We start from the raw sequence: 25,118 nt of genomic DNA, 5'->3' as shown, positions 1-25,118 counted from the left end.
GAGCTCGCGAGCGGTGGGGGGCGACGGGGTCCTTCGTCAGGTGGCGGGCTCGACCAGGGTGGCGGGGCGGCTCGCCCGGATGACGATCGCCACCCCGGCGACGGCCAGCAGCACGCCGGGCAGGGCCAGCAGCGGCGGCACCTGACCCAGCAGGACCAGGGCGAACAGCAGCGCGCCGGGGACCTCGAGCAGGACGGCCAGGCTCACGACCGTCGGCCCGACCGAGGACAGCACCAGGTTGAGCAGCGTGTGGCCGAAGAGCTGGGCCGAGACGGTGATCCCGGCGATCAGCCACCAGTCGCGGGCCTCGAAGCCGGCCAGCGGCACGTCGACCACCAGCGCGGAGACGGCGATGACCACCGCGCAGACCGAGTAGCAGACCACCGCGTAGGCCGAGGTCGCCAGCCGCTGGCGGGCGCGGGCCCCGGCCAGCACGTAGCCCCCGGCGCAGATGGCCCCGAGCAGCGCCAGCCCGTCGCCGAGCAGGGCCTCGGTGCTCACCGTGACGTCCACCCCGACGATGAGGACGACGCCGGCGAAGGCGAGCAGCAGCCCCCACCAGACCGCGGCCGGGAGGTGCACGCCGGAGACGCGGGCGGCCAGCGCCGTCCAGATCGGCGTGGTGGTCACCAGCGCGACCGACGCCGCCACCGTCGTCATCGACAGGCTCGGCAGCCACGAGGCGAAGTGGGCGGCGAGGAACAACCCGGCGACGACGGAGCTGGTCAGGTCGCGGGGGCGCAGGCCGGTGAGCGTCGTCCGCTCGCGGGTCAGGAGCACCGGCAGGAGCGCCGCGGCACCGGCGGCGTTGCGCCAGAAGGCCAGCGCGAGCATCGGCGCGGTCACCATGGCGGTCAGCGGCGCGGACAGCGACACCCCGACCACCGCCAGGGACAGCAGCCCGACGTCGCGGGTGCCCGGCCGGTGCAGGTCCCAGGCCGCCGCGGTGGCGTTCAGGAGGGGACCCGGATGCGCCCGCCGGCCACCGGCACGACCGCGCCGCGCACGGTCGCCCCGACCGCGACGGCGCCGTCGGCCGTGACGGTGCACTCCAGCACCGACGGCCGGCCCATCGCCTCGCCCTGCCGGATCGTGTAGGCCGACGTCCCCTCGCCGGCCAGCAGCCCGCTCTCGACCAGCCACACGCCGGTGCCCAGGGCGGCCGAGCCGGTGGCCGGGTCCTCCCAGGCGTCGTCCTGGGCGAAGACCCGCGCGTAGGCGGTGGAGGTCGCGGCGTCCCAGGAGAGCACCGAGACCCCCTCCCCCACGCCCAGCCCGCGCAGCGCCGCCTTGTCCGGCACCGCGCGGTCGACCGCCTCGCGGGTGACGGACAGGTAGGAGAACGGCAGGCCGCAGCCGGCGAGCGCGACCGGCACGCCGGTGGCGTCGCCCGGGGCCAGCCCCATCGCGCGGGCCAGCTCCTCGGCGGCCGGGCCGTCGGCCAGCGTCGGCCGGCCGCCGGTCAGCGTCGCGCCGTCGCCGTCCACCACGACGTCGAGGACGCCGGCGCCGCACTCCTGGCGCAGCGCGCCGGCGGCCAGCCGGCCGGTGCGCACCAGCGTGTGGGCAGCGCCGACGCTCGGGTGCCCGGCGAAGGGCAGCTCGGTCGCGGTGGTGAAGATCCGCACCCGGTAGTCAGCGCCGGGCTCGGTCGGGGCGCAGAGGAACGAGGTCTCCGACAGGTGGAACTCGTTCGCCAGCGCCTGGCACTGCTCGGTGCTCAGGTCGTCGGCGTCGAACACGACGGCCAGCGGATTGCCGGCGAACGCCCGCGGGGCGAACACGTCCACGATCTCGTAGTCCAGCGTTTCCCGGGCGGCCACGGCTGCGACGGTAACCTCAGCGCTCGGTGCCTCCACGTGCGAGGTCACCGGAGGACACCGCACCCCGATCGAGGGGCCGACGAGCGCCGCCGAGGAGGGTCCCGTGAGCACCGTGACCAGGGCCTACGTGTCCCGGCTGGCGAGCCTGACCGTCTTCGACCCGAACGGCGACCGCGTGGGCAAGGTGCGCGACATCGTCATCGCGCTGCGCGTCGGCACCGCCCCGCCCCGCGTCCTCGGCGTCGTGGTGGAGGTCGTGGCCCGCCGGCGGATCTTCGTGCCCATGGGCCGGGTCACCGCGATCGACCCGGGTGCGGTGATGCTCGCCTCGGGCACGCTGAACCTCAAGCGGTTCGAGCAGCGGGCCGGGGAGACCCTCGTGCTCGGCGAGCTGCTCGACCGGCAGGTGACGATCAACGAGTCCGGCCGGCCGGCGCACGTCGTCGACGCCGGCATGGAGCAGACCCGCACCGGCGACTGGGTGCTCTCCCGCCTCGCCGTCCAGGAGCCCGGCCGGATCGGCCGCCGCGGGCAGCTGCACCAGGTCGCCTGGGACGAGGTGACCGGGCTGGCCCTGCCGCAGACGGGGCAGGGCGCCGAGACGCTGATCGCCACCTACCGCGAGCTCAACGCCGCGGACGTGGCGCACGCGCTGCAGGAGCTGCCGATCAAGCGCCGGCACGAGGTCGCCGAGGCCATGGACGACGAGCGGCTGGCCGCCGTGCTGGGTGAGCTGCCCGAGGCCGAGCAGATCACCATCCTGGGCACCCTGGAGGACAGCCGCGCCGCCGACGTCCTCGAGGAGATGGACCCCGACGACGCCGCCGACCTGCTGTCCGAGCTCTCCAACGTCGACCGCAACCGGCTGCTGGAGCTCATGGAGCCCGACGAGGCCGAGTCGGTGCGCCAGCTGCTCAAGTACTCCGAGGACACCGCCGGTGGGCTCATGACCAGCGAGCCGGTGATCCTCGCGCCCGACGCGACCATCGCCGAGGCGCTGGCCCGGGTGCGCCAGGAGGAGCTGACGCCCTCGCTGGCCAGCCAGGTGTACGTCTGCCGCCCGCCCTCGGCCACGCCGACCGGCCGCTACCTGGGCCTGGCGCACATCCAGCGGCTGCTGCGCGAGCCCCCGTCGACGCTGGTCAGCGGGGTGCTCGACGACCTGGAGCCGCTGCGGCCGGAGGCGCCGCTGGCCGAGGTGACCCACTACTTCGCGACGTACAACCTGGTGGCCGCACCCGTGGTCGACGACAAGGGCCGGCTCGTGGGCGCGGTCAGCGTGGACGACGTCCTGGACCACCTGCTCCCCGACGACTGGCGGGAGCGGTCACGACGTGGCTGACTCCCCCCAGCGCCTCGACGTCCCGCGCGGCAGCTCCTCCCGGTTCGGCAGCTTCCTGCGCTTCAACCCCGACGCCGTGGGCCAGTTCGCCGAGAGCATCGCCCGCTTCCTGGGCACCGGCCGCTTCCTCGCCGTCCAGACGCTCGTCGTGCTGGTCTGGATCGGGCTGAACGTCTTCGCGGTGAAGCTCCGCTGGGACCCCTACCCCTTCATCCTGCTGAACCTGGCGTTCTCCACCCAGGCCGCGTACGCCGCCCCGCTGATCCTGCTCGCGCAGAACCGGCAGGCCGACCGCGACCGGGTGCAGGCCGAGGAGGACCGGGCGCGTGCCGCCCAGACCCGGGCCGACACCGAGTACGTGGCCCGGGAGCTCGCCGCCCTGCGCGTGGCGATCGGCGAGCTGGCGACCCGCGACTTCATCCGCGGCGAGCTCAACCGGATGAGCAGCGACGACGGCGAGGACGCCGACCGCCGCGAGAAGAAGGCGAAGAAGAAGCGCGACCCGGTCGGCTGACCTCCGCATGTGTCGCCCGGCCGAGGCTGGGCATCCCGAGACGCGTCCGCCGGCGGTGGCGGGCGCTCACGGGGGGCACGATCACATGGGTGCGACGGGTACCGGCACGCCGCGGGGCGTCCGCGGCAGCAGCAGAGGGTTGTACGGCAGCGAGATCGGGACGCGCCTGGTCCGCGCGTCGGTCACGGAGTTCGTCGGCACGGCGCTGCTCGTGTTCGTCGGCACGAGCGCGGCGGTCGCGAGCGCCACGGGCCGGGGGTACGAGCCGCTCGCCGTCGTCCTCGCGTTCGGGGTGACGCTGGTGGCGCTCGCCGCGGCGTTCGGCCACGTCTCGGGCTGCCACGTGAACCCGGCGGTGACCCTGGGGCTCGCCGCCAGCGGACGCTTCCCGTGGCGCGCGGCGGGCAGCTACGTGGCCGCGCAGCTCGCCGGCGGCGTCGTCGGTGCTCTCGCCACCTGGGCCTGCTACGGCGCCGCGGCCCGGGCCGAGGGGAAGCTCGGGGCCACCGTGCCCGCCGACGGCGTCTCCTGGGGTCGGGCGTTCCTGGTCGAGCTGCTGGTGACCTTCCTGCTGGTGCTCGTGGTCATCGCGGTGGCGACCGACGACCGGGCGGAGGGCTCGATCGCGCCGGTCGCCGTCGGCTTCGCGCTGGCGGCCGGCATCTTCGTGGCCGGCCCGCTCACCGGCGGAGCGGTGAACCCGGCCCGCGCGTTCGGCCCGGACCTGCTGGCCGGCGAGCTCGCGCCGCTGTGGCTGTACCTGGTCGCCCCCACGCTGGGCGGCGTCCTCGCGGCACTCCTCTACGACCGGGTCCTGGCCACCGGCGAACCGCCGGAGTGACCCCCGGCGGCGCTCACAGCAGCTGCTGGAGCAGCGCCAGCCCCCCACCGGCGAGCACCGTCACCGGCGCCAGGAGCAGGCAGGCCCGGCCCCGTGCCGCGGTGCCGTCGGGCAGGACCAGCACCAGGACGGCGGCGACCACGACGTCGACCGCCGCCTGGACCGGGTGCTCCCCGGCGTCGCTCACCGCTCCTCCGGCCAGCACGATGCCGGCGGCCAGCGCCCACACCGCTGCGCCCGCGGTGCTCCGGCCGGCGGCCCAGCGGACGGCGGCAGCCACGGCGGCGACCGCCGTCGCGGACAGCGCGAGCCAGATCGGGAGGAGCCGGTTCCAGCCGAAGCCGAGGACCACCGCGGCCCAGGCGTAGTAGGCCAGCGTCATGGCGGCGAAGAAGGTCCCTGCCCGCATCGCGGCCGCCGGCAGCGACGGCGCGAGGTGCCCGATCAGCGCGACGACCAGCACCCAGGCGGCCGGGTAGCTGCCCAGATCCGCGGCCCACCGCCAGCCGGACTCGTCGGCCGCCTTCGCCGCGACCCCGGCCAGCGCACCGGCGGCCGCCCCCGGCAGCAGCCGGCGCTGCTCAGCCCATGAGGACATGGACCAGCGCGCCCGCCGCCCCGGCCAGCACCAGGACGACGATGAACGGGGCCCGCAGCGCCAGCGCCAGCGCCGCGACGGCGAGCCCGGCCAACCGGCCGTCCACGACCAGCTCGTTGCCGCTGGTGACCGCCTGGACGGCGACCAGCGCGGCGAGCAGCGCGGCCGGCACGAAGTCGACGACCCGCGCCACCCAGGGCTGCTCGACCCACCCCGCGGGGACCGAGAGCCCCGCCAGCTTGAGCGCGTAGCACCCCAGCGACGCGACGACGACGGCGATCCAGACGCCGCTCACGCCGGCACCTCCCGCCGCGGCCGCCCGGCCAGCGCGACCGCCACCGCGGCCGCGATCACCTGCACCCCCGGCGGCACGAACGGCGTCAGCACCACGGCCACCACCGCGCCCCCGACCGCCACCCGCCGCTGCACCGCGTGCTCGGCGAACCCCGCCCGCAGGCGGGGCCACAGGAGGGCCAGGAAGGCCGCCGGGACGACGGAGTCCAGCGCCGCCTCGGCGGTCCCGCCCAGCCCCGAGGCCCCCAGCACGCCGACCAGGGTCATCAGGTTCCAGCCGAGGTAGATGCTCGCGCCGGTGGCCCAGAACGCCAGCCGGCCCGTCTCCCGGTCGGGTGCGGCCACGGCCATCGCCGTCGTCTCGTCGATCACCCAGTGCGCCGCACCGGCCCGCCGGAGCAGGCCGCGCGGCGCGAGCAGCGGCGCCATCCGGACCCCGTAGACGGTGTTGCGGGTGCCGAGCAGCAGCGCGCTGCCCACGGCCGCGGCCGGGCTGCCGCCCGCGCCCAGCACCCCGACCAGCGCGAACTGCGAGGCGCCGGTGAACATCAGCGCCGAGAGCACCATCGCCTGCCAGGCGTCCAGGCCCGCGGCGTCGGCCGAGGCGCCGAACGCCACGCCGTACAGACCGACGGCGAGCCCCAGCCCGACCGAGTCGCGCACGGTGCGGGAACGGTCGGCGGGCACGGCGTCGACCCTAGGACCCCGTCCGTGCGCGGTAGATCACCCTCCGGCGGACGGCCCTGCGTGCGACCCGCCGTACAGTGGCAGTCGACCTGAGTGCGCTGGTCGCCGTGCGCGGCTCCGGCCCGGGTCCCCCCGCCGAAGGAGACAGACACCGCATGTCCGACACGCTGACCGGTTCTCCGGCGCTCGACGCCATCACCGCAGCTCTGGCCACCGTCCAGGACCCGGAGATCAACCGCCCGCTCACCGAGCTGGGCATGGTCAAGGACGTCCAGATCGGCGCCGACGGTGCCGTCCGGGTCGAGGTCTACCTGACCGTCGCCGGCTGCCCGATGCGCGAGACGATCACCAACCGCGTCACCGCGGCCGTGGGCGCCGTCCCCGGCGTCACCGCCGTCCAGGTCGGCCTCGACGTCATGAACGACGAGCAGCGCGCGGAGCTCCGCAAGACCGTCCGCGGCACCGACGCCGCCGACCCGGTCATCCCGTTCGCCCAGCCCGGTTCGCTGACCCGCGTGTACGCGGTCGCCTCGGGCAAGGGCGGCGTCGGCAAGTCCAGCGTCACGGTGAACCTGGCCGCGGCGCTGGCCAAGCGCGGGCTGTCGGTCGGCGTCGTGGACGCCGACATCTACGGCCACTCGGTGCCGCGGATGCTGGGGGTCGACGACAAGCCCACCCAGGTCGACAACATGATCATGCCGCCGCAGTCGATGGGCGTGAAGGTCATCTCGATCGGCATGTTCACCCCGGGCAACACCCCTGTCGTGTGGCGCGGGCCGATGCTGCACCGCGCGCTGCAGCAGTTCCTCGCCGACGTGTGGTGGGGCGACCTCGACGTCCTGCTGCTCGACCTGCCCCCGGGCACCGGCGACGTCGCCATCTCCATCGCGCAGCTGCTGCCCAACGCCGAGATCCTCGTCGTCACCACGCCGCAGCTGGCCGCCGCCGAGGTGGCGGAGCGGGCCGGCGCGATCGCGACCCAGACCCACCAGCAGGTGGTCGGCGTCATCGAGAACATGAGCTGGCTCGAGCTGCCCGACGGCTCCCGCATGGAGGTCTTCGGCTCCGGCGGTGGCGAGGCCGTGTCCGACGCGCTCACCCGCACCCTCGGTGCCCGGGTGCCGCTGCTGGGCCAGATCCCGCTCGACACGCGGCTGCGGGAGGCCGGCGACGCCGGTGCCCCGATCGTGCTCGCCGACCCGGAGACCCCGGCCGCCAAGGCGCTGGAGAAGATCGCCGACGGGCTCGCCGTCCGCCAGCGCGGCCTGCAGGGCATGTCGCTCGGGCTCACCCCCGTCCGGAAGTAGCTCCGCAACGCACGAAGAGGCCGGTCCCCGCGCGGGGGCCGGCCTCTTTCGTCGCTCTGCGGGTCGAACTCGCGCTCAGCGGGACCTGCAGGACCGCCAGAGCACGGACATCGCCTCGGAGCGGCGCCGGATCAGGTCGCGTCGACGTCGAACGGCGGCGGGGTGCTGCGGTCGCGCGGACGTGCCGCCTCGGCCGCGGCGACCGTCCCGGCGGCCGCGGCGAGCCCGGCGGAACCGGTGGCGCTGCCCCGGTGGACGATCGGGCCGTCGTCCGAGAGCAGCTGGTCGCGGATGAACGTGCGCGGGTGGTACTTGCGCAGGTCGAGGTCGCGCAGCTCGGAGAAGTCGTCGCCCATCGAGTCGTGCATCTGCTCGCGCACGCCGGTGATCGCCGAGCGGACCTTCTTCAGACCTGCCGCGGCGTCCTTGGCCAAGTGCGGCAGCCGGTCGGGACCGAAGATGAAGAGCGCGGCGAGCGCGAGGACGATGATCTCGCCCCAGCCGATCGAGTCGAACATCCCGCCCTCCCTCTTCCGCGAAGCCTCAGCCTAGGTCGCCCCGGTGAACGCCAGGTGGGTCAGGCGGGGTCGAGCGTGGCCTGCACCGTCTGCGAGTCCCCACCGCCGCGGACGAACTCGACGGTGACCTCCTCGCCCGGCGCGTAGGCGTCGACCGCCACCACCAGCTCCTCGGAGCTCCCGACCGGGGTGTCGCCGACGGCGATGATGATGTCCTCCTCGCGGATGCCGGCGCGGGCCGCGGCGCTGCCGGGCTCCACGTTGAGCACCAGGGCCCCGTCCCGGGCGCCGTCGGTGACCGAGCGGGCGTTGACGCCCAGTGCCGCGTGCACCGCCGAGCCGGTCGAGATCAGCTGCTCGGTGATCCGCTTGACCGTGTCGATCGGGATGGCGAAGCCCAGGCCGATGGAGCCACCGGCCCCGGTCGAGGCGATCGCGGTGTTGATGCCGACCAGCGCTCCGGAGGCGTCGACGAGCGCACCACCGGAGTTGCCCGGGTTGATCGGCGCATCGGTCTGGACGGCGCTGATCACCGCGTTGGTGTCGGTGCCCTCGCCGGAGAGGCGGACCGGCCGGTCCAGCGCGCTCACGATGCCGCTGGTCACCGTGCCCGCCAGCCCGAGCGGCGAGCCGATGGCGACGACCGGGTCGCCGACGACGACGTCGTCGGACCGGCCGAGCGAGGCGGTGACCAGGCCCGGCTTCTCCACCTTGATGACGGCGATGTCGCTGGCCGGGTCGCGGCCGACGATCCGGGCGGCCGACCCGCTGCCGTCGGAGAAGACGGCGCGGATCTCGGCGCCCTCGACGTCGTCGGCGCCGGAGATGACGTGGTTGTTCGTGACGATGTAGCCGTTCCCGCCGTCGATGACCACGCCGGAGCCGGTGGCGCCGGCCTGCCCGACCCGCACCTCGATGGAGACGACCGCGGGGATGACGGCGTCGGCGATGTCGGACACCGATCCCGGCTCCCGGGTGATGCCGGGGTCGACCTGCGACAGCGTGGTCCCGGGCGCGTAGAGCGGGCTCTCGTCGGCGGTCCGGGTCAGGTACCAGCCGACGCCGCCGGCCACGATCCCGACGAGGAGCAGCGCGAGGACGGCGAGCGTCGTCAGCCGGACGGAGAGGTCGCGCAGCCGGACCTTGCGCCGCCCCTTGGCGTCGACGACGACGGGGCCGGGCTGCTCGTCCTCGGCGTAGACGGCGGGCGCACCCAGACCCGCCGGTGCCGCGGGGTCGCGCCACGGGTCGGTGCGGGCGTCGGCCTTCCACCAGGGACCGCTGGACGTGCGACGGCGGCCGGGACGGCCGGACGGCGGCTCCTGCAGACCACCGCTCCCGGGGGTGGGCGGGCCGAAGGCGCGCAGCAGTGCCTCGGGCGGGGGCGGCGGCACGGGGCGCTCCGGCAGCGGCGGGCGGTCGCCGGAGAAGCTGCCGTCGACCTGGTCGGGCCGGCCGAAGGCCGAGGCCTGCGCGGGGCTGGCCTGCGGTGCGCGAACGGGGCGGGGCTCGAGCCGCTGCACCGTCCGGTCGAACGGGCCCGGCCGGCCCGAGGGCCGGAAGAAGTCGTCGCCGTCCGACGCCGGCTTCTCCGGCGTGCTCAGGGGGTGCCGCCCTGCGGAGCGGTGGGAGCGGTGCCGACGGTGACCGTGCGCAGTGCCGGCGGAGCCACCTCGGAGTGCTGCACCGGCCGCACGCTGTCGGCGGCGCGGCCGATGGGCTCCCGGGGACCGTCGCCCGGCAGGTTCAGCACGAGCGCGGTCACCCCGGCGCCGAGGCCGACCATCGTCCCGGCGACCCCCCGGCGCAGCCACCGCGCGCGCAGGTGCCCGCGACGCGGAGCGGGCTCGCCCAGGTCCACCGACCAGGACCCGGTGCTGCTGGTCAGGGTCAGCTCACCCGGTCCGGCGCTCATCGCACCCGGGCCGGAGCCCGCGCCCGGGACGTCGGCGGTGAACGGGATGGCGCACAGGCGGGACATCAGATCACCGGGCACCGCGACGTCGGCGGACCCGTGCAGGGCCTCCTTCGCCTCGCGCTGGGCCTCGACGGCCATCCGGCACTGCAGGCACCCCGCGAGGTGGCGGGCCGCCCGGCCGGCGGGGCCGGCGGTCAGCTCGCCGTCGACCAGCGCGGTGATGGCCTCCTGGGCGAGGTGGCTCTCCGGGATGTTCACGCTCCGACCTCCCCGGCGACGGCGGGCCGGCGCGGCGCGAGGTGCGCCAGCGCCTGGCGCAGCTGCACGCGCCCGCGGTGGATCCGGCTGCGGACCGTGCCGAGCTTGATCCCGAGGGTCGCGGCGATCTCCTCGTAGGTGAGGCCTTCGATGTCGCACAGGACGACGGCGACGCGGAACTCCGGCGCCAGCGCGTCGAGGGCGGCCTGCACCTGCGGGTCGAGGTGGGTGTCGGCGTAGACCTGCTCCGGGCTGGGCGCGCGGCCGGGGAGCCGCTCGGTGTCCTCGGGCAGCGCGTCGAACCGGATGCGCTGGCGGCGGCGCACCATGTCGAGGAAGAGGTTCGTGGTGATGCGGTGCAACCAGCCCTCGAAGGTGCCCGGCGAGTAGCTGGCCAGCGAGCGGAACACCCGGACGAACGTCTCCTGGGTGAGGTCCTCGGCGTCCTGGGCGTTGCCCGACAGCCGGTAGGCCAGCCGGTAGACGCGGGCGGAGTGGTCGCGCACGACCTGCTCCCAGGACGGCGCCACCCAGCCCTCGGGGTCGGCGCCGGGAGCTGCCGGCTGCGCTGGCGTGGCCTCGGACACGTCATCAGGATCGCAGACAGGAGCCGCCGCGACCTCCCCGGCTCGGGGGATTCCGGCAGGCACCTCTCGCTGTCCGCGCACGTACGGGACAACGGGCGGCCGGCACAGCGGTGTTCCCGGGCACCGCCACTCCCAGGAGACTCACAGGCAGCGCCGCCGCGCGGGGGCAGGGGCGCCCGGCCACTACCCTCGGCCGGTGATGAGCGCCCAGGAACCGCCGCCCCCGAGCGGCACCGATCCGGGCGCCGCCTACGCCGACCGCTTCGCCGTGGAGAGCCCGGAGATGGCCGCCGCCCGGCACCGGGCGCACTTCCTCTCCGGGACCCCGCCGGTCGAGCCCGCCGTCGGTGCGACCCTCGCCGTCCTCGCCACCACCGCCGGGGCCCGGTCGGTGGTCTCCATCGGCAGCGGAGGCGGCCTCGCCGCCCTCTGGCTGCTGCGCGGCATGCGCCCCGACGGCGTCCTGACCGCGCTCGACGGCGACCCCGAGCAGCTGGGTGCCGCCCGCAAGGCGCTGGCCGAGGCGAAGATCCCGGCCAGCCGCGCGCGGCTGATCTTCGGCACCCCCGCGGAGGTGATCCCGCGGCTCTCCCCCGGCGCCTACGACCTGGTCTGCTGCGCCGGGCCGCCGCGTGACTACAGCGAGCACCTGCCCGCGCTGCTCTCGCTGGTGCGCGTGGGCGGCTCGCTCACCAGCCACGGGCTGCTGGCCGGTGGCCGGGTCGCCGACCGCACCGCGCGCGACCCGCAGTCGGTGGCCTACCGCGAGATCGCCCGCACCGTCCGCGACGACGAGACGCTGCTGTCCGCCGTCCTGCCGATCGGCAGCGGTCTGCTCGTCGCGACGAAGCGCGCCTGACCGCTCACTCCCCCTCGAGCAGCCGGCGCAGCCGGTCGAGGTCGGCCCGGTTGGCCCGCCGGACCGCGACCGCCATGAAGGGCGCCACCAGGGCGGAGAAGCCCTGGGGCCGGCCACGGTTGCGCAGCGTCATGCGGGTGCTGTCCGCGTCGAGCGGCTGCCAGGTGTAGGTGGTCTCCATGGGGAACGGGCCCTGCGCCGTCCGCATGACCAGCCGCTCGCCCGGGACGTGCTCCACGACCTCGTAGGTGTACGCCAGCTGACGGCCCAGGAAGGTGGCCACGAAGTCCATGCGGGACCCCACGGTGACCGGTGGGGCGGTCCGCCACTCGACCGAGGCGATGTCGACGTACCACTCCGGCGCGTGGGACGGGTCGCCCGCGAAGGCCGCGACGACCTCGTGCGGCCGGCGGATCACCGTCTCGGTCAGCACGTCGAGCAGACGCGTCACGGGGTCTCCTCGTCCGGGGTCGCCGCTCCTCGGAACGGGTGGTCGCCCACCGGCGCCCAGGGTCCGCCGAGGTAGCGCCACAGCCCCAGCCCGCGGGCGCGCGCCGTCCAGGGCGTGAAGCCGGCGAGCAGCCGCTCGTGCAGGGCCCGGGCCACCGCGGGGTCGACCTTGTTCTGCACGGTCACGTGCGGGGCGTGCCGCTGCCGGTCCTGCGGCGTCAGCCAGGGCTCCCACCCCGCGGCGAGCCCCCGGCGCACGGCCGCCAGCTCCGCCGACTCGAGCGCGTAGGCCACCCCGCGACCGAGGAACCGCAGCCCGGTGACGGCGACGTCGAAGGCGTCCCGGTCCGCGGCGGCGGCGAGGTCGGCACGCACGGCGTCGACCTGCTCCCCCGGCAGCGCGTGGAACAGCGTCACGTGCGCGGCCAGGTGGTTCCGCTCCGGCGGGAAGTGCTCGGCCCGCAGCCGGTCGAACCGCGCCTGAGCGTCGGCCTCCAGCAGCAGCGTCACGATCAAGGGCGACGTGCTGGAACGGCCCTCGTGCAGGGCCCCGGTCCGAGCGGAGCGAGGGGCGGGGAGTGAAAGGACCCCGTCCTCCTCACCCCTCGCACGCTCGGGGCGAGCCTCTGGACGGGGCCGCATCAGGCGAAGGCGCGGAAGCCCTTGCCGACCACGGTGACCCCACCGGCGCTGACGTGGTACCGCTGGCGGTCGATCTCGGGGTCCAGCCCGATCCGCGCACCCGCCGGGACGACGACGTTCTTGTCCAGGATCGCCCGGTGCACGTGCGCGCCCTCGCCGATGTAGGCGCCGTCCATGACGACGCTGCCCTCGACGCGGGCCCCGCGCTCCACGCGGACCCCGGGCGAGATGACCGAGTTGTGCACCGAGCCGCCGCCGATGATCGCGCCGGCGCTCACCATCGACTCCTCGGCGCGGCCGCCGAGCACGAACTTCGCGGGCGGCTGCTGCGGCGGGAGGGTGAGGATGGGCCAGCGGTCGTTGTAGAGGTTGAAGACCGGCGTGACCGACACCAGGTCCATGTGCGCGTCGTAGTAGGCGTCGATGGTCCCGACGTCGCGCCAGTAGCCGTGGTCCCGCTCCGTGGCGCCCGGGACGATGTTGGTCGAGAAGTCGTAGACCCACGCCTCCCCGGCCTCGGCGAGCATGGGCATGATCGAGCCGCCCATGTCGTGGACGGAGTCCTGGTCCTCCGCGTCGCGGCGCAGCGCCTCGAGCAGGGCGTCGGTGGTGAAGACGTAGTTGCCCATGGAGGCGAAGCTCTCCTCGGGCGAGTCCGGCAGGCCGGGCGGGTCCGCCGGCTTCTCCAGGAACCCGCGGACCTTGCCCTCGGCCGTGGCGTCGATGACGCCGAACTCGGTGGCCTCCCGCCTCGGCACCCGCAGCCCCGCGATGGTGACGCCGGCGCCGGTCCGCAGGTGCTGGTCGATCATCTGCGCCGGGTCCATCCGGTACACGTGGTCGGCACCGAAGACGACGACGACCTCGGGGCGCTCGTCGTAGATCAGGTTGAGGCTCTGGAAGATCGCGTCGGCGCTGCCGGTGTACCAGCGCGGGCCGAGGCGCTGCTGGGCCGGCACCGGGGTGATGTAGTTCCCGAGCAGCTGCGACATCCGCCAGGTCTGGGTGATGTGCCGGTCGAGGCTGTGGCTCTTGTACTGCGTCAGGACGGCGATCTGCCGGATGTCGGCGTTCACCAGGTTGGACAGCACGAAGTCGATCAGCCGGTAGTTGCCGCCGAAGGGCACCGCGGGCTTGGCCCGGTCGGCCGTCAACGGCGCAAGCCGCTTGCCCTCGCCACCGGCGAGGACGATGCCGAGAACCCGAGGACCGCCACGCATGTCCGCAAGGTAACCGTTACCCGCCGCCGCCACAGCACCGAGCCCGCGGAGGCCACCCATCAGGGGTTGGTGAGGGGTGGGAGCGGCCCGTAGCGAGCTGGCGAGCCCGCGAGAGGCGGGGGCCGAGGCGGTCCTCTTAGATGACGGCGTGCGCATCGGGATCGTCACGCGGGAGTGGCCACCAGCCGTCTACGGCGGCGCGGGGGTGCACGTCGAGCACCTCGTGGCGGCGCTGCGCTCGCTGCCCGCGGGACCGGAGCTGGACGTGCACTGCTTCGGGGAGCCGCGCGGCGACGCGACGGGGCACCCGGTGCCCGCGGAGCTGCGCGAGGCCAACGGCGCGCTGCAGGCCTGGGGCACCGACGTCGGGATCGCGGCCGCGCTCGCCGGCGCGGACCTGGTGCACTCCCACACCTGGTACGCCAACGGCGCCGGCCTGCTGGCCTCGCTCGTGCACGGCGTCCCGCACGTCATCACCGCCCACTCGCTGGAGCCCCGGCGGCCGTGGAAGGCCGAGCAGCTCGGCGGCGGCTACCGGCTGTCCTCGTGGACCGAGCGCACCGCCTACCTCGCCGCCGACGCCGTCATCGCGGTGAGCGAGGGCATGCGCGCCGACGTCCTCACCGTCTACCCCGAGCTCGACCCGGCCCGGGTGCACGTCGTCCACAACGGCGTGGACCCCGAGGCCTACCGCCCGGTGCACGCTCCCGAGGTCGTGCGGGGGCTGGGCGTCGACCCCGACCGGCCCTACGCGCTGTTCGTCGGCCGGATCACCCGGCAGAAGGGGCTGCCGCACCTGCTGGCCGCCGCTGAGCAGCTGCCCCCCGACGTCGGGCTGGTGCTGTGCGCCGGTGCGGCGGACACCCCAGCCGAGCGCCAGCAGGTGGCCGAGGCCGTCGCCGCCCTGCAGGCCCGCCGCGAGGGCGTGGTGTGGATCGAGGCGATGCTGCCGCGCGAGCAGCTGGTGCCGCTGATCACCGGGGCCACCGTCTTCGTCTGCCCCTCGGTCTACGAGCCGCTGGGCATCGTGAACCTGGAGGCGGCCGCCTGCGGCACCGCCGTGGTCGCCAGCGCCGTCGGCGGCATCCCGGAGGTCGTGGACGACGGCCGGACCGGGCTGCTCGTGCCCTACGACGAGGCGGACCCGGCCGGGTTCGCCTCGGGGCTGGCCGCCCGGATGACCGAGCTGCTCGCCGACCCGCAGCGCGCCACCGCCATGGGTGCGGCCGGGCGCGAGCGGGTGCTGTCGGAGTTCGGCTGGGCAGCCATCGCGCAGCGTACGACGGAGGTCTACTCCGCCGTGCTCGCGGCCGGGTCCTGACCGGCCGCTGGTAGATTCGCCCCGGCCGACCTCCGGGTCGGTGCCGTAGCGGCAGCGAAGTCCGGTGCAATCCCGGCGCTGTCCCGCAACTGTGAAGGCCCACCGATCCTCCCGGATCGCCGGGCTCAGCCAGATCGCCTGCCCTGCGGCATGTCACCGACCCTCGCGGTAAGGGTCGCGCATCCTGCCGCCGGCAGACCATGGGCGACGCTGCCGCCTCCTCTGGAGGCTCTTCTTGCCCCGTTTCCCCTCCCGGCCGCGGACGACGGCCCGGGAACCGCGCCGGGTCCACCCCGCCGCGCTGCCGGCCCTCCTGCTCGCCCTCCTCCTGTCGGTCACCGCCTGCGGGAGCGGCGACTCCGGCGGCGACAGCGCCGCCGAGACCTCCGGCTCCGCCTCCTTCCCCGTCACGGTGACCGGCTCCAACGGCGAGATCACCCTCGAGGAGCAGCCGCGGTCGATCGTCTCGCTGTCGCCGTCGGCGACCGAGATGCTCTTCGCCATCGGCGCCGGCGACCAGGTGGAGGCCGTCGACGACTACTCGAACTTCCCCGAGGACGCCCCGGTCACCGACCTGTCGGGCTTCACCCCGAACGCCGAGGCGATCGCCGGGTACGAGCCGGACCTGGTGGTCCTGAGCAACGACCAGAACGGCATCGTCGACGCGCTCGACGCCCTGTCGGTGCCCACCCTGCTGCTCGAGGCCGCGGTGAGCGTCGACGACACCTACGCCCAGATCGAGACCCTCGGCGAGGCGACCGGCCACCCCGAGGAGGCCGACGAGGTCGTGTCCGAGGTGCAGGAGCGGATCGCCGACGCGGTCGCGTCCGTGCCCGAGGACGTGCAGGGCATGACCGTCTACCACGAGCTGGGCCCGGAGCTGTACTCCGCGGACAGCAGCACGTTCGTCGGCAGCATCTACGCGATGTTCGGCCTGGAGAACATCGCCGACGGGCCCGGCGAGGCCGCCGGCGGGTACCCGCAGCTCTCCCCCGAGTACGTCGTCGGCGAGGCGCCGGACCTGATCGTGCTGGCCGACACGAAGTGCTGCGAGCAGTCCGCGGCGACCGTCGCGCAGCGCCCCGCCTTCGGCACGATCCCCGCGGTGGCCGAGGGCCGCGTGCTGGAGGCCGACGACGACATCGCCTCCCGCTGGGGCCCGCGGATCGCGGACTTCGCCGAGGCCGTCGCCGAGTCCCTCCAGGGCTGAGCGACCGGCGATGACGGCGACGGCGGGCAGCGGCACCCGCTCCCGGCCCGGGGCCCCCGCGCCGGCGACCCCCCGGGGGCGCCGCCGGCCGGGACTGGTCCTGGCCGGGAGCGGGCTGGCCCTCGTGCTCGCCGTGCTGGCCGGGGTGTGGGTCGGCGCGCTGCCGCTGGCCCCCGGCGCCGTCGTCGCCACCCTGCTCGACCGCCTCCTGGGGCCGCTGGGCATCGACGTGCCCGGCGGCCTCAGCGGCACCCAGGAGGCGGTGCTGCTGCAGCTGCGGCTGCCCCGCGTCCTGCTGGCCGCGCTGGTCGGCGCCGGCCTGGCTGTCGCGGGCGCCGCGTACCAGGGCGTCTTCCGCAACCCGCTGGCCGACCCCTACCTGCTGGGCGCCGCCGCCGGCGCCGGCCTGGGCGCCACGCTGGTGATCGCCTACTCCCCCGTGCAGTCCCTCGGGCCCGTGGGGATCGTGCCGCTGGCCGCGTTCGCCGGCGCGCTGCTGGGCGTCGGGTGCGCGCTGGTCCTCGGCGCGGTCACCGGCGGCTCGCACGGACCCACCCTGCTGCTGGCCGGCATCGCCGTCGCCGCGTTCCTCTCCGCGGGCCAGACCCTGGTGCAGCAGAAGAACACCGACGACCTGCGCGAGATCTACGGCTGGCTGCTCGGGCAGCTCGGCAAGGCCCAGTGGTCCGACGTCCTGGTGGTGCTCCCCTACCTCGGCGCCTCCTGCCTGGTCCTGCTGCTCTGCGGCCGCGCGCTCGACGTGCTCGCGGTGGGCGACGACGAGGCCTCCTCGCTCGGGGTCCACCCGGGCCGGCTCCGCCTGCTGGTGATCGTGGCCGCGTCGCTGGCCACCGCGTCGGCGGTCGCGGTCAGCGGCCTGATCGGCTTCGTCGGCCTGGTCGTGCCGCACATCGCCCGCCGCTTCGTCGGCGGCTCGAACGCCCGGTTGCTGCCGGTCTCGCTGCTCATCGGCGGCGCGTTCCTCGTCCTGACCGACGTCGTGGCGCGCGTGGTGATCGCCCCCGGCGAGCTGCCGATCGGCGTGGTCACCGCCTTCATCGGCGCACCGTTCTTCGCGGGCCTGCTGTGGATCGGGGCGCGGCAGCGATGAGCACGCCCGGCAGCGGCGCGCGGGTCGAGGTCGTCGGGCTGTCGACCGGCTACGGCCGCCGGCAGGTCCTGGACTCGATCCGGCTGACCGTCGAACCGGGCGGCTGGCTGGCGGTCATCGGCCCCAACGGCTCGGGCAAGTCGACGCTGCTGCGCTCGGTGCTCGGGTTCCACCGCCACCAGGGCCAGGTGCGCGTGGACGGCGTCCCGACGACCGGCATGCCCCGCCGGGAGCGCGCCCGCTCGCTGGCCTACGCCCCCCAGATCCCGGTCCTGCCCGAGGGCGTGACGACCGCCGACTACGTCACCCTCGGCCGGACCCCCCACCGGCCCCTGCTGGCCGCCCCGCGCGGGGTCGACCGGCAGGTGGTCGCCGACGTCATGGAGCGCCTGGGCCTCTCGCCGTTGGCCGACCGGCTGCTGTCGACCCTCTCCGGCGGTGAGCAGCAGCGGGCCGTCCTGGCCCGGGCGCTGGCGCAGCAGCCGCGGGTCCTGCTGCTCGACGAACCCACGGCGTCCCTGGACCTCGGGCACGCCCAGCAGGTGCTCGACCTGGTCGACCGGCTCCGCCGCCAGGACGGGCTCACCGTCGTCAGCACGCTGCACGACCTCACCCTCGCCGGTCAGTACGCCGACCGGCTGGCGCTGCTCTCCGAGGGGCGGATCGTCGCGGAGGGCACGCCCGCCGAGGTGCTCACCCCCGAGGCGCTGAGCGCGCACTACGGCGCCCGGGCAGAGGTCGTCCAGGGCCGCTCGGGCCCGGCCGTGCTCCCCGTCCGCTCCGCCGGCTGACCTCAGCGCACCGGCCGGAACCGCAGCGGGTCGCCGGGCCGCAGCTGCGCCGCCGCAGGGAGGTCGGTCGTCGCGACGACGGCGAGCACCGGGTAGCCGCCGGTGACCGGGTGGTCGGCCAGGAAGAGCACCGGCGCACCGTCGGGCGGCACCTGCAGCGCCCCGGGCACCAGCCCCTCGCTCGGCAGCTCGTCGTCGCGCGCCCGATCCAGGAACGGCCCCGCCAGCCGCAGCCCCACGCGGTCGCTCGCCGTCCCGACCGTCCACTCCGCCGTCGTCAGCGCCCGCCAGGCCGACGGTGCCAGCCAGTCGCGCCGCGGACCGGGCAGCACCCGGAGCACGGGGTCTGGACCGGGCGGCGGGACGGGGGCCACGTCGACGACCGGCTGGTCCTCCCCCGGTCCGCCGATCGGCAGGAGGTCCCCGGCGCGCAGCGGCGCCGGCCCCAGACCGGAGAGCGTGTCGGTGCTGCGCGACCCGAGCACCGGCGGCACGTCGATGCCACCGCGCACCGCGAGGTAGCTGCGCAGCCCCGCGGCGGGCGTGCCGAGCGCGAGCTCGGCGCCGGCGGCCAGCGGGAACGGTGAGTTCCAGGGCGCGGGACGTCCGTCCACCCGCGGCTGCGCCGGCGCTCCGGTGAGCGCCACGAGCAGGGTCCGCCCGGCGCGCACCCGCAGGCCGCCCGCGGTCACCTCGAGGACGGCGGCGTCCGGGTCGTTGCCCACCAGCCGTCCGGCGAGCGCCGCGGAGGCGCGGTCGGCGGCACCGGACCGGGTCACGCCGATGCCGGCCCAGCCGGGCCGGCCGCCGTCCTGCACCGTGGCCAGCGGCCCCGTGGCCAGCACCTCCAGCACTCAGCCCACCGCCCGCAGCCGGACGGGGGTCCCCGGCGACAGCAGCGCCGGCGGGTCCCGGTCGACGTCGAAGAGCACCAGCTCCGTGCGGCCGACCAGCTGCCAGCCGCCCGGTGAGGCCCGCGGGTAGATGCCCGCGTAGGGGCCGGCGAGCCCGACGGCGCCGGCCGGGACGCGGGTGCGCGGCGTGGCCCGGCGGGGCACGTGCACCTCCGCCGGCAGCCCGGTGAGGTAGCCGAACCCGGGTGCGAAGCCGCCGAAGGCCACGGTGAGCTCCGTGCCGGTGAGCCGCGCCACCAGGTCGGGCACCGCGGTGCCGGTCAGCCCGGCGACGTCGGCGAGGTCGGGGCCGTCGAAGACCACCGGGACCTCCACGGGATCCCGGCGCGGCCGGTCCGCGTCGGCCGGCGCGGGCCGGAGCCGGCGCAGGGTGGCGAGGTCGAGCTCGGTGGGCGGCCGGTCGAGGACGACGAGCAGCGTGCGCGCGGCCGGGACGAGGTCGACCTGCCCCGGCAGCGGATCGACGACCAGCGCCGCGTGCAGACCCGCGACGTCGCCCGGATCGGCGTCGACGAGGACCGCCCGGTCGCCGTAGGGGACGGCCCGCTCACCCAGCACCCGCCCATGATCGGGCATCGCTCACCCGGGAGCGTGACCTGCGGCTCTCCCGGGGGCTCCGGCTCCACCGACCCGCCGCCCGCCTGGAATGCTCAGCTGCCGTGAGCCTGCCCGACGTGCCCCTGGACGAGAGGGAGGCCGACGAGATGGCCCAGGCGGTCGCACCCGTTGTCGTGGTCGGTCTGGTGGCCGCGCCCGGCGCACCCGCGCAGCTGGCGCAGGGGCTCGCCGCCGACCTCGCCGCCGAGCTCGGCGCCCGGCACCCGGAGGTCACCTGGCAGGTGCCGACGGTCGAGGACGGGCTGGTCCAGCCACCCGCCGACGACGCCGAGCTGGTGGCCGCCACCCGCGAGCGGCTGCTGTCGGCCGACTGGGACCTGGCGCTGTGCCTCACCGACGTCCCCCTGGAGGTCGACCGCCGGCCGGTCACCGGCCACGCCAGCCCGCTGCACGGCGTCGGGGTGCTGTCCCTCCCGGCCCTCGGGGCGGTGGGCCGGCGCAAGCGGGCGCTGGACACGGCGGTGGGGCTGGTCCAGGCCCTGGTGAGCGACGGCGGCGACGACCCCGAGGACCCCGGCGACCGTGCGGACCTGGCCCGGCGGCTGCGGCAGCTGGCCACAGACCCCGCCGACTCGGTCGAGGGCGTGCGGTTCACCGCGCGGGTGATCTCGGGCAACCTCCGGCTGCTCAGCGGCATGGTGCGGGCCAACCGACCGTGGCGGCTGGCGGTGCGGCTGTCCCGAGCGCTCACCGCCGCGATCGCCGCCGGGGTGTTCGCGTTGATCACCCCCGACATCTGGCAGCTGGCCGACGCCTTCGGCTGGCTGCGGCTGCTGCTGGTGGGCGTGGGCTCGGTGGTCGCCATCGCCGTCACGCTGATCGTGGGCGCCGAGATGTGGGAGCGGCCGAGGTCGCGCCGGGTGCGCAAGCAGGTGGTGCTGTTCAACATCGCGACGGCGGCGACGGTCGCCATCGGCGTCCTCTCGCTGTACCTGGCGCTCTTCGTGCTCGCGCTGCTCGGCGCGCTGTTCCTCGTGGTGGAACCGTTGTTCAGCGGGGGGCTCGGGCACCCGGCCTCGTTCTCCGACTACCTGGAGCTGGCCTGGCTCACCTGTTCCCTCGCCACGGTCGGGGGCGCGCTGGGCGCCGGGCTGGAGGACGACGACACGGTGCGCGAGGCGGCCTACACCTACCGGCCGGAGCGCTCCTCCTCCTGAGGCGGGACGCCACGACGTGTGGCACGCCATCCGGCGCGGGACACTCGGGTGTGACCATCGCCGACCGCTTCGCCGCCGCCCTGGGCGAGGTGTCCGACCCCGCGATCGCCGGCCCCGAGCTGCTGCCGGTCCGGCTGAGCCGTGCCGCCGCCGCCGTCCTCGGTGTCGACGCCGCCGGGCTGGGGCTGGCCTCGCAGCTCGGGCACTGGCTGCCGCTGGGAGCCGGGGGCGACGACGCGAGCACCGCCGAACGCATGCAGTTCACCGCCGGTGAGGGACCGTGCCGCACCGCCCGCGCCAACGGTCAGCCGGTGATCGCCGACGAGCAGGAGCTGGGCCGCCGGTGGCCCGCCTTCACCGAGCTGCTCCGGTCGAGGACGCCGTTCCGCGCGGTGGTCGCGCTGCCGCTGGGCCCGGCGCCCTGGGGCACCGGCGCCATGGACCTCTACCTGCGGCGCAGCGACGCGCTCGCCGGGCTGGACGTCTTCGCCGCGACGGCCGTCGGCGAGCTTGTCAGCGCCGCCCTGAGCGACGCGACCGTCTGGGGGGCGTGGCCCCCGGAGGGCGGCCCCGCCTTCCTCCACGGCCCGGCCACCCGCGACCGGTCCCGCGTCTGGGAGGCGATGGGCCGGGTCAGCATGGACCTCGACGTGCCCTCCGAGGAGGCCCTCGCCCTGCTCCGCGCGGACGCCGCCGCGGCCGGCCGGACGGTGGACGACGTCGCCGCCGACCTCCTCACCGGGCGCCTGGGCACGGCGGACCTGCGTCCGGCGCGCTGACCCCTCAGGGCGCGAAGGGGGCCACGACCAGCCCGGCCGCCTCCAGCGCCGCCCGCACCGAACGGGCCAGGACGACGGCGCCCGGGGTGTCGCCGTGCACGCAGACCGACTCGACCGCCACCGGCACGGTGCTGCCGTCGACGGCGGTCACGCTGCCCTCGACGGCCATCCGCACGGCCCGCTCGGCGACGTCGGCCGGGTCGTGCACCAGCGCGCCCGGCTCCCCGCGCGGGACCAGCGTGCCCTCGGCGGTGTAGCCGCGGTCGGCGAACCCCTCGCCCACCGTGCGCAGGCCGGCGTCCTCGGCCAGCCGCAGGAACGCCGAGCCGGGCAGACCCAGCACGGCGAGCTCCCGGTCGTAGCCGGCGACCGCCTCGAGGACCGCCCGCGCCTGGGCCTCGTGGTGCACGACGGCGTTGTACAGCGCGCCGTGCGGCTTGACGTAGGTGACCCGCCCGCCGGCGGCCCGGGCCATGCCGTCGAGCGCCGCCAGCTGGTAGAGGACGTCGGCGGTCAGCTCCGCGGGCGCGACGTCGACGAACCGCCGTCCGAACCCGGCCAGGTCCCGGTAGGAGACCTGCGCCCCGACCGCGACCCCGGCGGCCACCGCGGCGCTGGTGACGCGGCGCATGGTCAGGGGGTCACCGGCGTGGAAGCCGCAGGCGACGTTGGCGCTGCTGACGACCTCGAGCAGGGCGTCGTCGTCGCCGAGCCGCCACACGCCGAAGCCCTCGCCGAGGTCGGCGTTGAGGTCGACGGTGCTGCTCACCGGCGCAGTCTCGCACTGCGCCGGTGAACCGGGGTCAGAGCTCCGGCTTGAGCTGCACCTTGATCACGCCGTCCTGCTTCTTCTGGAACTTCGCGTACATCTCCGGCGCCTGCGACAGCGGCACCCGGTGGGTGGCGAAGGTGTCCACGCCGAGCGGGTCGGCGTCGGTCAGCAGCGGCATGATCTCGGGGATCCAGCGCTTGATGTTGCACTGGCCCATGCGCAGCTGGATCTGCTTGTCGAACATCGTCATCAGCGGCATCGGGTCCGCGGCACCGCCGTAGACGCCGGACAGCGAGATGGTGCCGCCGCGCCGGACGATGTCGATCGCGGAGTAGAGCGCGTTGAGCCGGTCGACGCCGGCGTGCTCCATGAGCGGCGCGGAGACCGCCTTCGGCAGCAGGCCGGCCGCCTTCTGCACGAAGCTCGTGGCCGGCGACCCGTGCGCCTCCATGCCGACGGCGTCGAGCACGGAGTCCGGGCCGCGACCGCTGGTCATGTCGCGGATGGCGTCGCCGATCGACTCGACCTCGTTGAGGTCCACCACCTCGACACCGCGGGCCCGCACGCGCTCCAGGCGCTCGGGCACCAGGTCCACGCCGATCACCCGGTAGCCCTTGTGCTGGGCGATCCGGCAGGCGAAGTCACCGATCGGCCCGAGACCCAGGACGACGAGGGTGCCGCCCTCGGGCACCGCGGCGTACTCCACGCCCTGCCAGGCGGTCGGCAGGATGTCCGACAGGTAGGCGAACCGGTCGTCCGGCGGGCCGTCGGGCAGCGGGATGTGCGTGAACTGGGCCTGCGGCACCCGCAGGTACTCCGCCTGACCGCCGGCGACCTCGCCGTAGAGCTTGGAGAACCCGAACAGCGCCGCACCCGTGCCGTGCTCGCGCACCTGGGTGGTCTCGCACTGGGTGTACAGCTGCTGCTGGCACATCCAGCAGTGCCCGCAGGAGATCTGGAACGGGATGGACACCCGGTCGCCGACCTTCAGGGTAGTGACGGCCGACCCGACCTCCACGACCTGGCCCATGTTCTCGTGGCCGAGGATGTTCCCCACGCCCATGAAGGGCGACAGCGGCTCGTAGAGGTGCAGGTCCGAGCCGCAGATGTTCGACGTCGTCACCCGGATGACGGCGTCGGTCGGCTCCTGGACGAAGGGGTCGGGGACGTCCTCGACCCGTACGTCGCGCTGTCCGTGCCAGGTCACTGCCTTCATGGGACTCCCGTCGTCGGGCACCCCGTGCCGGGTGCCGCTCCGTGCGAGGGTGCCCGCGCCGGGAGGCGCGCAACCGCAGGTCCGACGCGCGGACGGCCCGGAATGCCTCCCCGGACGACGGCGCTGCACCCTGCATGGCCGCCGCCGAGCCGCTCGCGCTCTTCGACGTCGCTCCTCCGCCCACCCCGATGCCGCCCAACCGGCTGCTGCAGGTGCGGCGCGTCTACGCCGAGCCCGCCGCGCTGGCATCGCCCCGCGGCCGCCAGGTGCTCGGCCGGTTCCCCGACGCCGAGGTGGTCGAGGTGCCCTCGCACTGGCAGATCCCGGAGCTGCACGGCAACGCCGGCAACGTGGACCGCTGGGTCCGGATCAAGACCGAGACGCTGGTGCTCGGCGTCCGGAAGGGTCTGACCACCCGGCCCAACGGCCGCTCCGCCGACTTCATCGCCCCGGGCCTGGCGAACGGCTGCGCCATGGCCTGCGCCTACTGCTACGTGCCGCGGCGCAAGGGCTTCGCCAACCCGATCACGGTGTTCACCAACATCGAGCAGATCACCGCGCACCTCCGCCGGCACGTCGCCCGCCAGGGACCGAAGGGCGAGCCCAACCAGTGCGACCGGGACAGCTGGGTCTACGACATCGGGGAGAACAGCGACTGCTCGGTGGACGCGCTGGTGAGCGACAACGTCGCCGACCTGATCGGCACGTTCCGCGGCCTGCCGACGGCCAAGGCCTCGTTCGCGACCAAGTACGTCAACCGGCAGCTGCTCGACCTGGACCCGGCCGGGCGCACGCGCATCCGGTTCTCGGTCATGCCCGACGACGACGCCCGGGTGCTGGACGTGCGCACCAGCCGGGTGGCCGAGCGGATCGCCGCGATCGACGACTTCGTCGAGGCCGGGTACGAGGTGCACCTGAACCTCTCCCCCGTCGTGCTCCGCGACGGCTGGGAGGAGGCGTGGACCGGCCTGCTGCGGGAGCTGGACGACGTCCTGTCGCCGGCCGCGAAGGCCCAGGCGGCCGCGGAGGTGATCATGCTGACGCACAACGAGGCGCTGCACGAGGTGAACCTGGGCTGGCACCCGACGGCCGAGGAGCTGCTGTGGCGGCCCGGGCTGCAGGAGCCCAAGCGCAGCCAGAACGGGCAGGACAACGTGCGGTACCGGGCGGGCGTGAAGCGGGCCGCGCTCGGCCGGCTGCAGGAGCTGGTCGCCGCGACCACGCCCTGGCTGCGGATCCGCTACGCGTTCTGACACCATCCTCGTGCCGACATGTCGACACGGTCACATGTCGACGGTTCGTGTTCATGCCCTCACCGCGCGTATGAGATGGTGAGGTCGCCGCGGGCCTCACCGTCCCCGGTCGGGGGAG

Annotated in this window: 28 protein-coding genes; 12 read left to right on the top strand and 16 right to left on the bottom strand. The window is 75.3% G+C overall.

What is annotated here, in order from left to right; all coding sequences use genetic code 11:
* Positions 1-36 precede the first annotated feature (36 nt).
* Both DQ244_RS03635 and DQ244_RS03630 read right to left on the bottom strand, forming a co-directional pair.
* Entirely contained in the window at positions 37-876 is an 840-nt protein-coding gene (locus DQ244_RS03635) for a DMT family transporter (RefSeq protein ID WP_233491150.1), read from the bottom strand.
* Positions 877-953: 77 nt separating this feature from the next.
* Entirely contained in the window at positions 954-1,823 is an 870-nt protein-coding gene (locus DQ244_RS03630) for a PhzF family phenazine biosynthesis protein (protein WP_113810060.1), read from the bottom strand.
* 103 nt (positions 1,824-1,926) lie between these two features.
* On the opposite strand from DQ244_RS03630, the gene DQ244_RS03625 reads away from it, so the two are divergent.
* From DQ244_RS03625 to DQ244_RS03615, 3 genes are all read left to right on the top strand, one after another.
* Positions 1,927-3,165 (top strand): magnesium transporter MgtE N-terminal domain-containing protein, encoded by a 1,239-nt coding sequence (locus DQ244_RS03625; RefSeq protein WP_113810059.1) that lies wholly within the window; start codon positions 1,927-1,929, stop codon positions 3,163-3,165.
* Positions 3,158-3,679 (top strand): DUF1003 domain-containing protein, encoded by a 522-nt coding sequence (locus DQ244_RS03620; protein WP_113810058.1) that lies wholly within the window; start codon positions 3,158-3,160, stop codon positions 3,677-3,679. Before DQ244_RS03625 ends, DQ244_RS03620 begins: the two co-directional genes overlap by 8 nt.
* Positions 3,680-3,764: 85 nt before the next feature.
* Positions 3,765-4,520 carry an MIP/aquaporin family protein gene (locus tag DQ244_RS03615; RefSeq protein ID WP_113810057.1) on the top strand — a complete coding sequence of 252 codons (756 nt, stop codon included), beginning with the start codon at positions 3,765-3,767 and terminating at the stop codon, positions 4,518-4,520.
* A 13-nt stretch (positions 4,521-4,533) separates the two neighbouring features.
* Here DQ244_RS03615 and DQ244_RS03610 read toward each other — a convergent pair whose 3' ends face one another.
* From DQ244_RS03610 to DQ244_RS03600, 3 genes are read right to left on the bottom strand one after another with little or no spacing between them, the layout of a single operon-like run.
* Positions 4,534-5,118: a hypothetical protein gene (locus DQ244_RS03610; RefSeq protein WP_113810056.1), complete on the bottom strand. Its 585-nt coding sequence runs from the start codon at positions 5,116-5,118 to the stop codon at positions 4,534-4,536.
* The gene (locus DQ244_RS03605; RefSeq protein ID WP_113810055.1) at positions 5,102-5,413 is read right to left on the bottom strand and encodes an AzlD domain-containing protein; all 312 of its coding nucleotides are present in this window, start codon (positions 5,411-5,413) and stop codon (positions 5,102-5,104) included. The genes DQ244_RS03610 and DQ244_RS03605 overlap by 17 nt, the downstream gene beginning before the upstream one ends.
* Positions 5,410-6,099, bottom strand: a complete 690-nt coding sequence (locus DQ244_RS03600; protein WP_113810054.1) for an AzlC family ABC transporter permease — start codon at positions 6,097-6,099, stop codon at positions 5,410-5,412. Before DQ244_RS03600 ends, DQ244_RS03605 begins: the two co-directional genes overlap by 4 nt.
* Before the next feature lie 155 nt (positions 6,100-6,254).
* Between DQ244_RS03600 and DQ244_RS03595 the strand changes: the two genes are divergently transcribed.
* Positions 6,255-7,406, top strand: coding sequence for an Mrp/NBP35 family ATP-binding protein (locus DQ244_RS03595; protein WP_113810053.1), 1,152 nt, complete (start codon positions 6,255-6,257; stop codon positions 7,404-7,406).
* 131 nt (positions 7,407-7,537) lie between these two features.
* On the opposite strand, the gene DQ244_RS03590 is transcribed toward DQ244_RS03595, so the two are convergent.
* From DQ244_RS03590 to sigE, 4 genes are all read right to left on the bottom strand, one after another.
* Positions 7,538-7,924, bottom strand: a complete 387-nt coding sequence (locus DQ244_RS03590) for a twin-arginine translocase TatA/TatE family subunit (protein WP_113810052.1) — start codon at positions 7,922-7,924, stop codon at positions 7,538-7,540.
* 59 nt (positions 7,925-7,983) lie between these two features.
* Positions 7,984-9,447 carry a S1C family serine protease gene (locus DQ244_RS03585; RefSeq protein WP_233491149.1) on the bottom strand — a complete coding sequence of 488 codons (1,464 nt, stop codon included), beginning with the start codon at positions 9,445-9,447 and terminating at the stop codon, positions 7,984-7,986.
* Positions 9,448-9,524: 77 nt separating this feature from the next.
* Positions 9,525-10,100 (bottom strand): anti-sigma factor, encoded by a 576-nt coding sequence (locus DQ244_RS03580; RefSeq protein WP_113810051.1) that lies wholly within the window; start codon positions 10,098-10,100, stop codon positions 9,525-9,527.
* The gene (sigE, locus tag DQ244_RS03575; RefSeq protein ID WP_113810050.1) at positions 10,097-10,687 is read right to left on the bottom strand and encodes an RNA polymerase sigma factor SigE; all 591 of its coding nucleotides are present in this window, start codon (positions 10,685-10,687) and stop codon (positions 10,097-10,099) included. Before sigE ends, DQ244_RS03580 begins: the two co-directional genes overlap by 4 nt.
* A gap of 199 nt (positions 10,688-10,886) precedes the next feature.
* Here sigE and DQ244_RS03570 point away from each other — a divergent pair, with 199 nt between their 5' ends.
* Positions 10,887-11,546: an O-methyltransferase gene (locus DQ244_RS03570; protein WP_113810049.1), complete on the top strand. Its 660-nt coding sequence runs from the start codon at positions 10,887-10,889 to the stop codon at positions 11,544-11,546.
* Between the two features lie 4 nt (positions 11,547-11,550).
* Here the strand turns inward: DQ244_RS03570 and DQ244_RS03565 are convergent, their stop codons facing one another.
* From DQ244_RS03565 to glgC, 3 genes are all read right to left on the bottom strand, one after another.
* Positions 11,551-11,997: an SRPBCC family protein gene (locus DQ244_RS03565; RefSeq protein WP_199580139.1), complete on the bottom strand. Its 447-nt coding sequence runs from the start codon at positions 11,995-11,997 to the stop codon at positions 11,551-11,553.
* Positions 11,994-12,506, bottom strand: coding sequence for a 2'-5' RNA ligase family protein (locus DQ244_RS03560; RefSeq protein ID WP_233491212.1), 513 nt, complete (start codon positions 12,504-12,506; stop codon positions 11,994-11,996). Before DQ244_RS03560 ends, DQ244_RS03565 begins: the two co-directional genes overlap by 4 nt.
* Before the next feature lie 131 nt (positions 12,507-12,637).
* Positions 12,638-13,858, bottom strand: coding sequence for a glucose-1-phosphate adenylyltransferase (gene glgC, locus DQ244_RS03555; RefSeq protein ID WP_113810047.1), 1,221 nt, complete (start codon positions 13,856-13,858; stop codon positions 12,638-12,640).
* A 148-nt stretch (positions 13,859-14,006) separates the two neighbouring features.
* Here glgC and glgA point away from each other — a divergent pair, with 148 nt between their 5' ends.
* The 4 genes from glgA (at position 14,007) to DQ244_RS03535 (ending at position 18,291) form a co-directional block, all read left to right on the top strand.
* Positions 14,007-15,179, top strand: a complete 1,173-nt coding sequence (gene glgA / locus DQ244_RS03550) for a glycogen synthase (RefSeq protein WP_113810046.1) — start codon at positions 14,007-14,009, stop codon at positions 15,177-15,179.
* Positions 15,180-15,414: 235 nt separating this feature from the next.
* Complete coding sequence (locus tag DQ244_RS03545) at positions 15,415-16,389, top strand: ABC transporter substrate-binding protein (RefSeq protein WP_199580137.1); 975 nt, start codon at positions 15,415-15,417, stop codon at positions 16,387-16,389.
* A gap of 10 nt (positions 16,390-16,399) precedes the next feature.
* The gene (locus DQ244_RS03540) at positions 16,400-17,500 is read left to right on the top strand and encodes an iron ABC transporter permease (protein WP_113810045.1); all 1,101 of its coding nucleotides are present in this window, start codon (positions 16,400-16,402) and stop codon (positions 17,498-17,500) included.
* Complete coding sequence (locus tag DQ244_RS03535; protein ID WP_113810044.1) at positions 17,497-18,291, top strand: ABC transporter ATP-binding protein; 795 nt, start codon at positions 17,497-17,499, stop codon at positions 18,289-18,291. Before DQ244_RS03540 ends, DQ244_RS03535 begins: the two co-directional genes overlap by 4 nt.
* Before the next feature lie 2 nt (positions 18,292-18,293).
* On the opposite strand, the gene DQ244_RS03530 is transcribed toward DQ244_RS03535, so the two are convergent.
* Together DQ244_RS03530 and DQ244_RS03525 are read right to left on the bottom strand one after the other, a co-directional pair.
* Positions 18,294-19,145: a biotin-dependent carboxyltransferase family protein gene (locus DQ244_RS03530; protein ID WP_113810043.1), complete on the bottom strand. Its 852-nt coding sequence runs from the start codon at positions 19,143-19,145 to the stop codon at positions 18,294-18,296.
* Positions 19,146-19,763 carry an allophanate hydrolase subunit 1 gene (locus tag DQ244_RS03525; protein WP_233491148.1) on the bottom strand — a complete coding sequence of 206 codons (618 nt, stop codon included), beginning with the start codon at positions 19,761-19,763 and terminating at the stop codon, positions 19,146-19,148.
* Between the two features lie 101 nt (positions 19,764-19,864).
* Between DQ244_RS03525 and DQ244_RS03520 the strand changes: the two genes are divergently transcribed.
* The gene (locus DQ244_RS03520; RefSeq protein ID WP_233491147.1) at positions 19,865-20,980 is read left to right on the top strand and encodes a hypothetical protein; all 1,116 of its coding nucleotides are present in this window, start codon (positions 19,865-19,867) and stop codon (positions 20,978-20,980) included.
* A 50-nt stretch (positions 20,981-21,030) separates the two neighbouring features.
* Positions 21,031-21,759, top strand: a complete 729-nt coding sequence (locus DQ244_RS03515) for a GAF domain-containing protein (RefSeq protein WP_233491146.1) — start codon at positions 21,031-21,033, stop codon at positions 21,757-21,759.
* A gap of 4 nt (positions 21,760-21,763) precedes the next feature.
* Here the strand turns inward: DQ244_RS03515 and DQ244_RS03510 are convergent, their stop codons facing one another.
* A complete protein-coding gene (locus DQ244_RS03510) occupies positions 21,764-22,528 on the bottom strand; it encodes a LamB/YcsF family protein (protein WP_113810041.1) in 765 nt (254 codons plus the stop codon).
* Positions 22,529-22,562: 34 nt separating this feature from the next.
* Entirely contained in the window at positions 22,563-23,747 is a 1,185-nt protein-coding gene (locus tag DQ244_RS03505; protein ID WP_113810040.1) for a zinc-dependent alcohol dehydrogenase, read from the bottom strand.
* A 134-nt stretch (positions 23,748-23,881) separates the two neighbouring features.
* Here DQ244_RS03505 and DQ244_RS03500 point away from each other — a divergent pair, with 134 nt between their 5' ends.
* Positions 23,882-25,000: a spore photoproduct lyase family protein gene (locus DQ244_RS03500; RefSeq protein WP_113810039.1), complete on the top strand. Its 1,119-nt coding sequence runs from the start codon at positions 23,882-23,884 to the stop codon at positions 24,998-25,000.
* The last annotated feature ends 118 nt before the right edge of the window (positions 25,001-25,118 follow it).

The organism is Blastococcus sp. TBT05-19 (genome assembly GCF_003319095.1).
Taxonomy (GTDB): domain Bacteria; phylum Actinomycetota; class Actinomycetes; order Mycobacteriales; family Geodermatophilaceae; genus Blastococcus.
The sequence above is the reverse complement of the archived record's forward strand: the minus strand, read 5'-3'. Positions and strand labels throughout refer to the sequence as shown.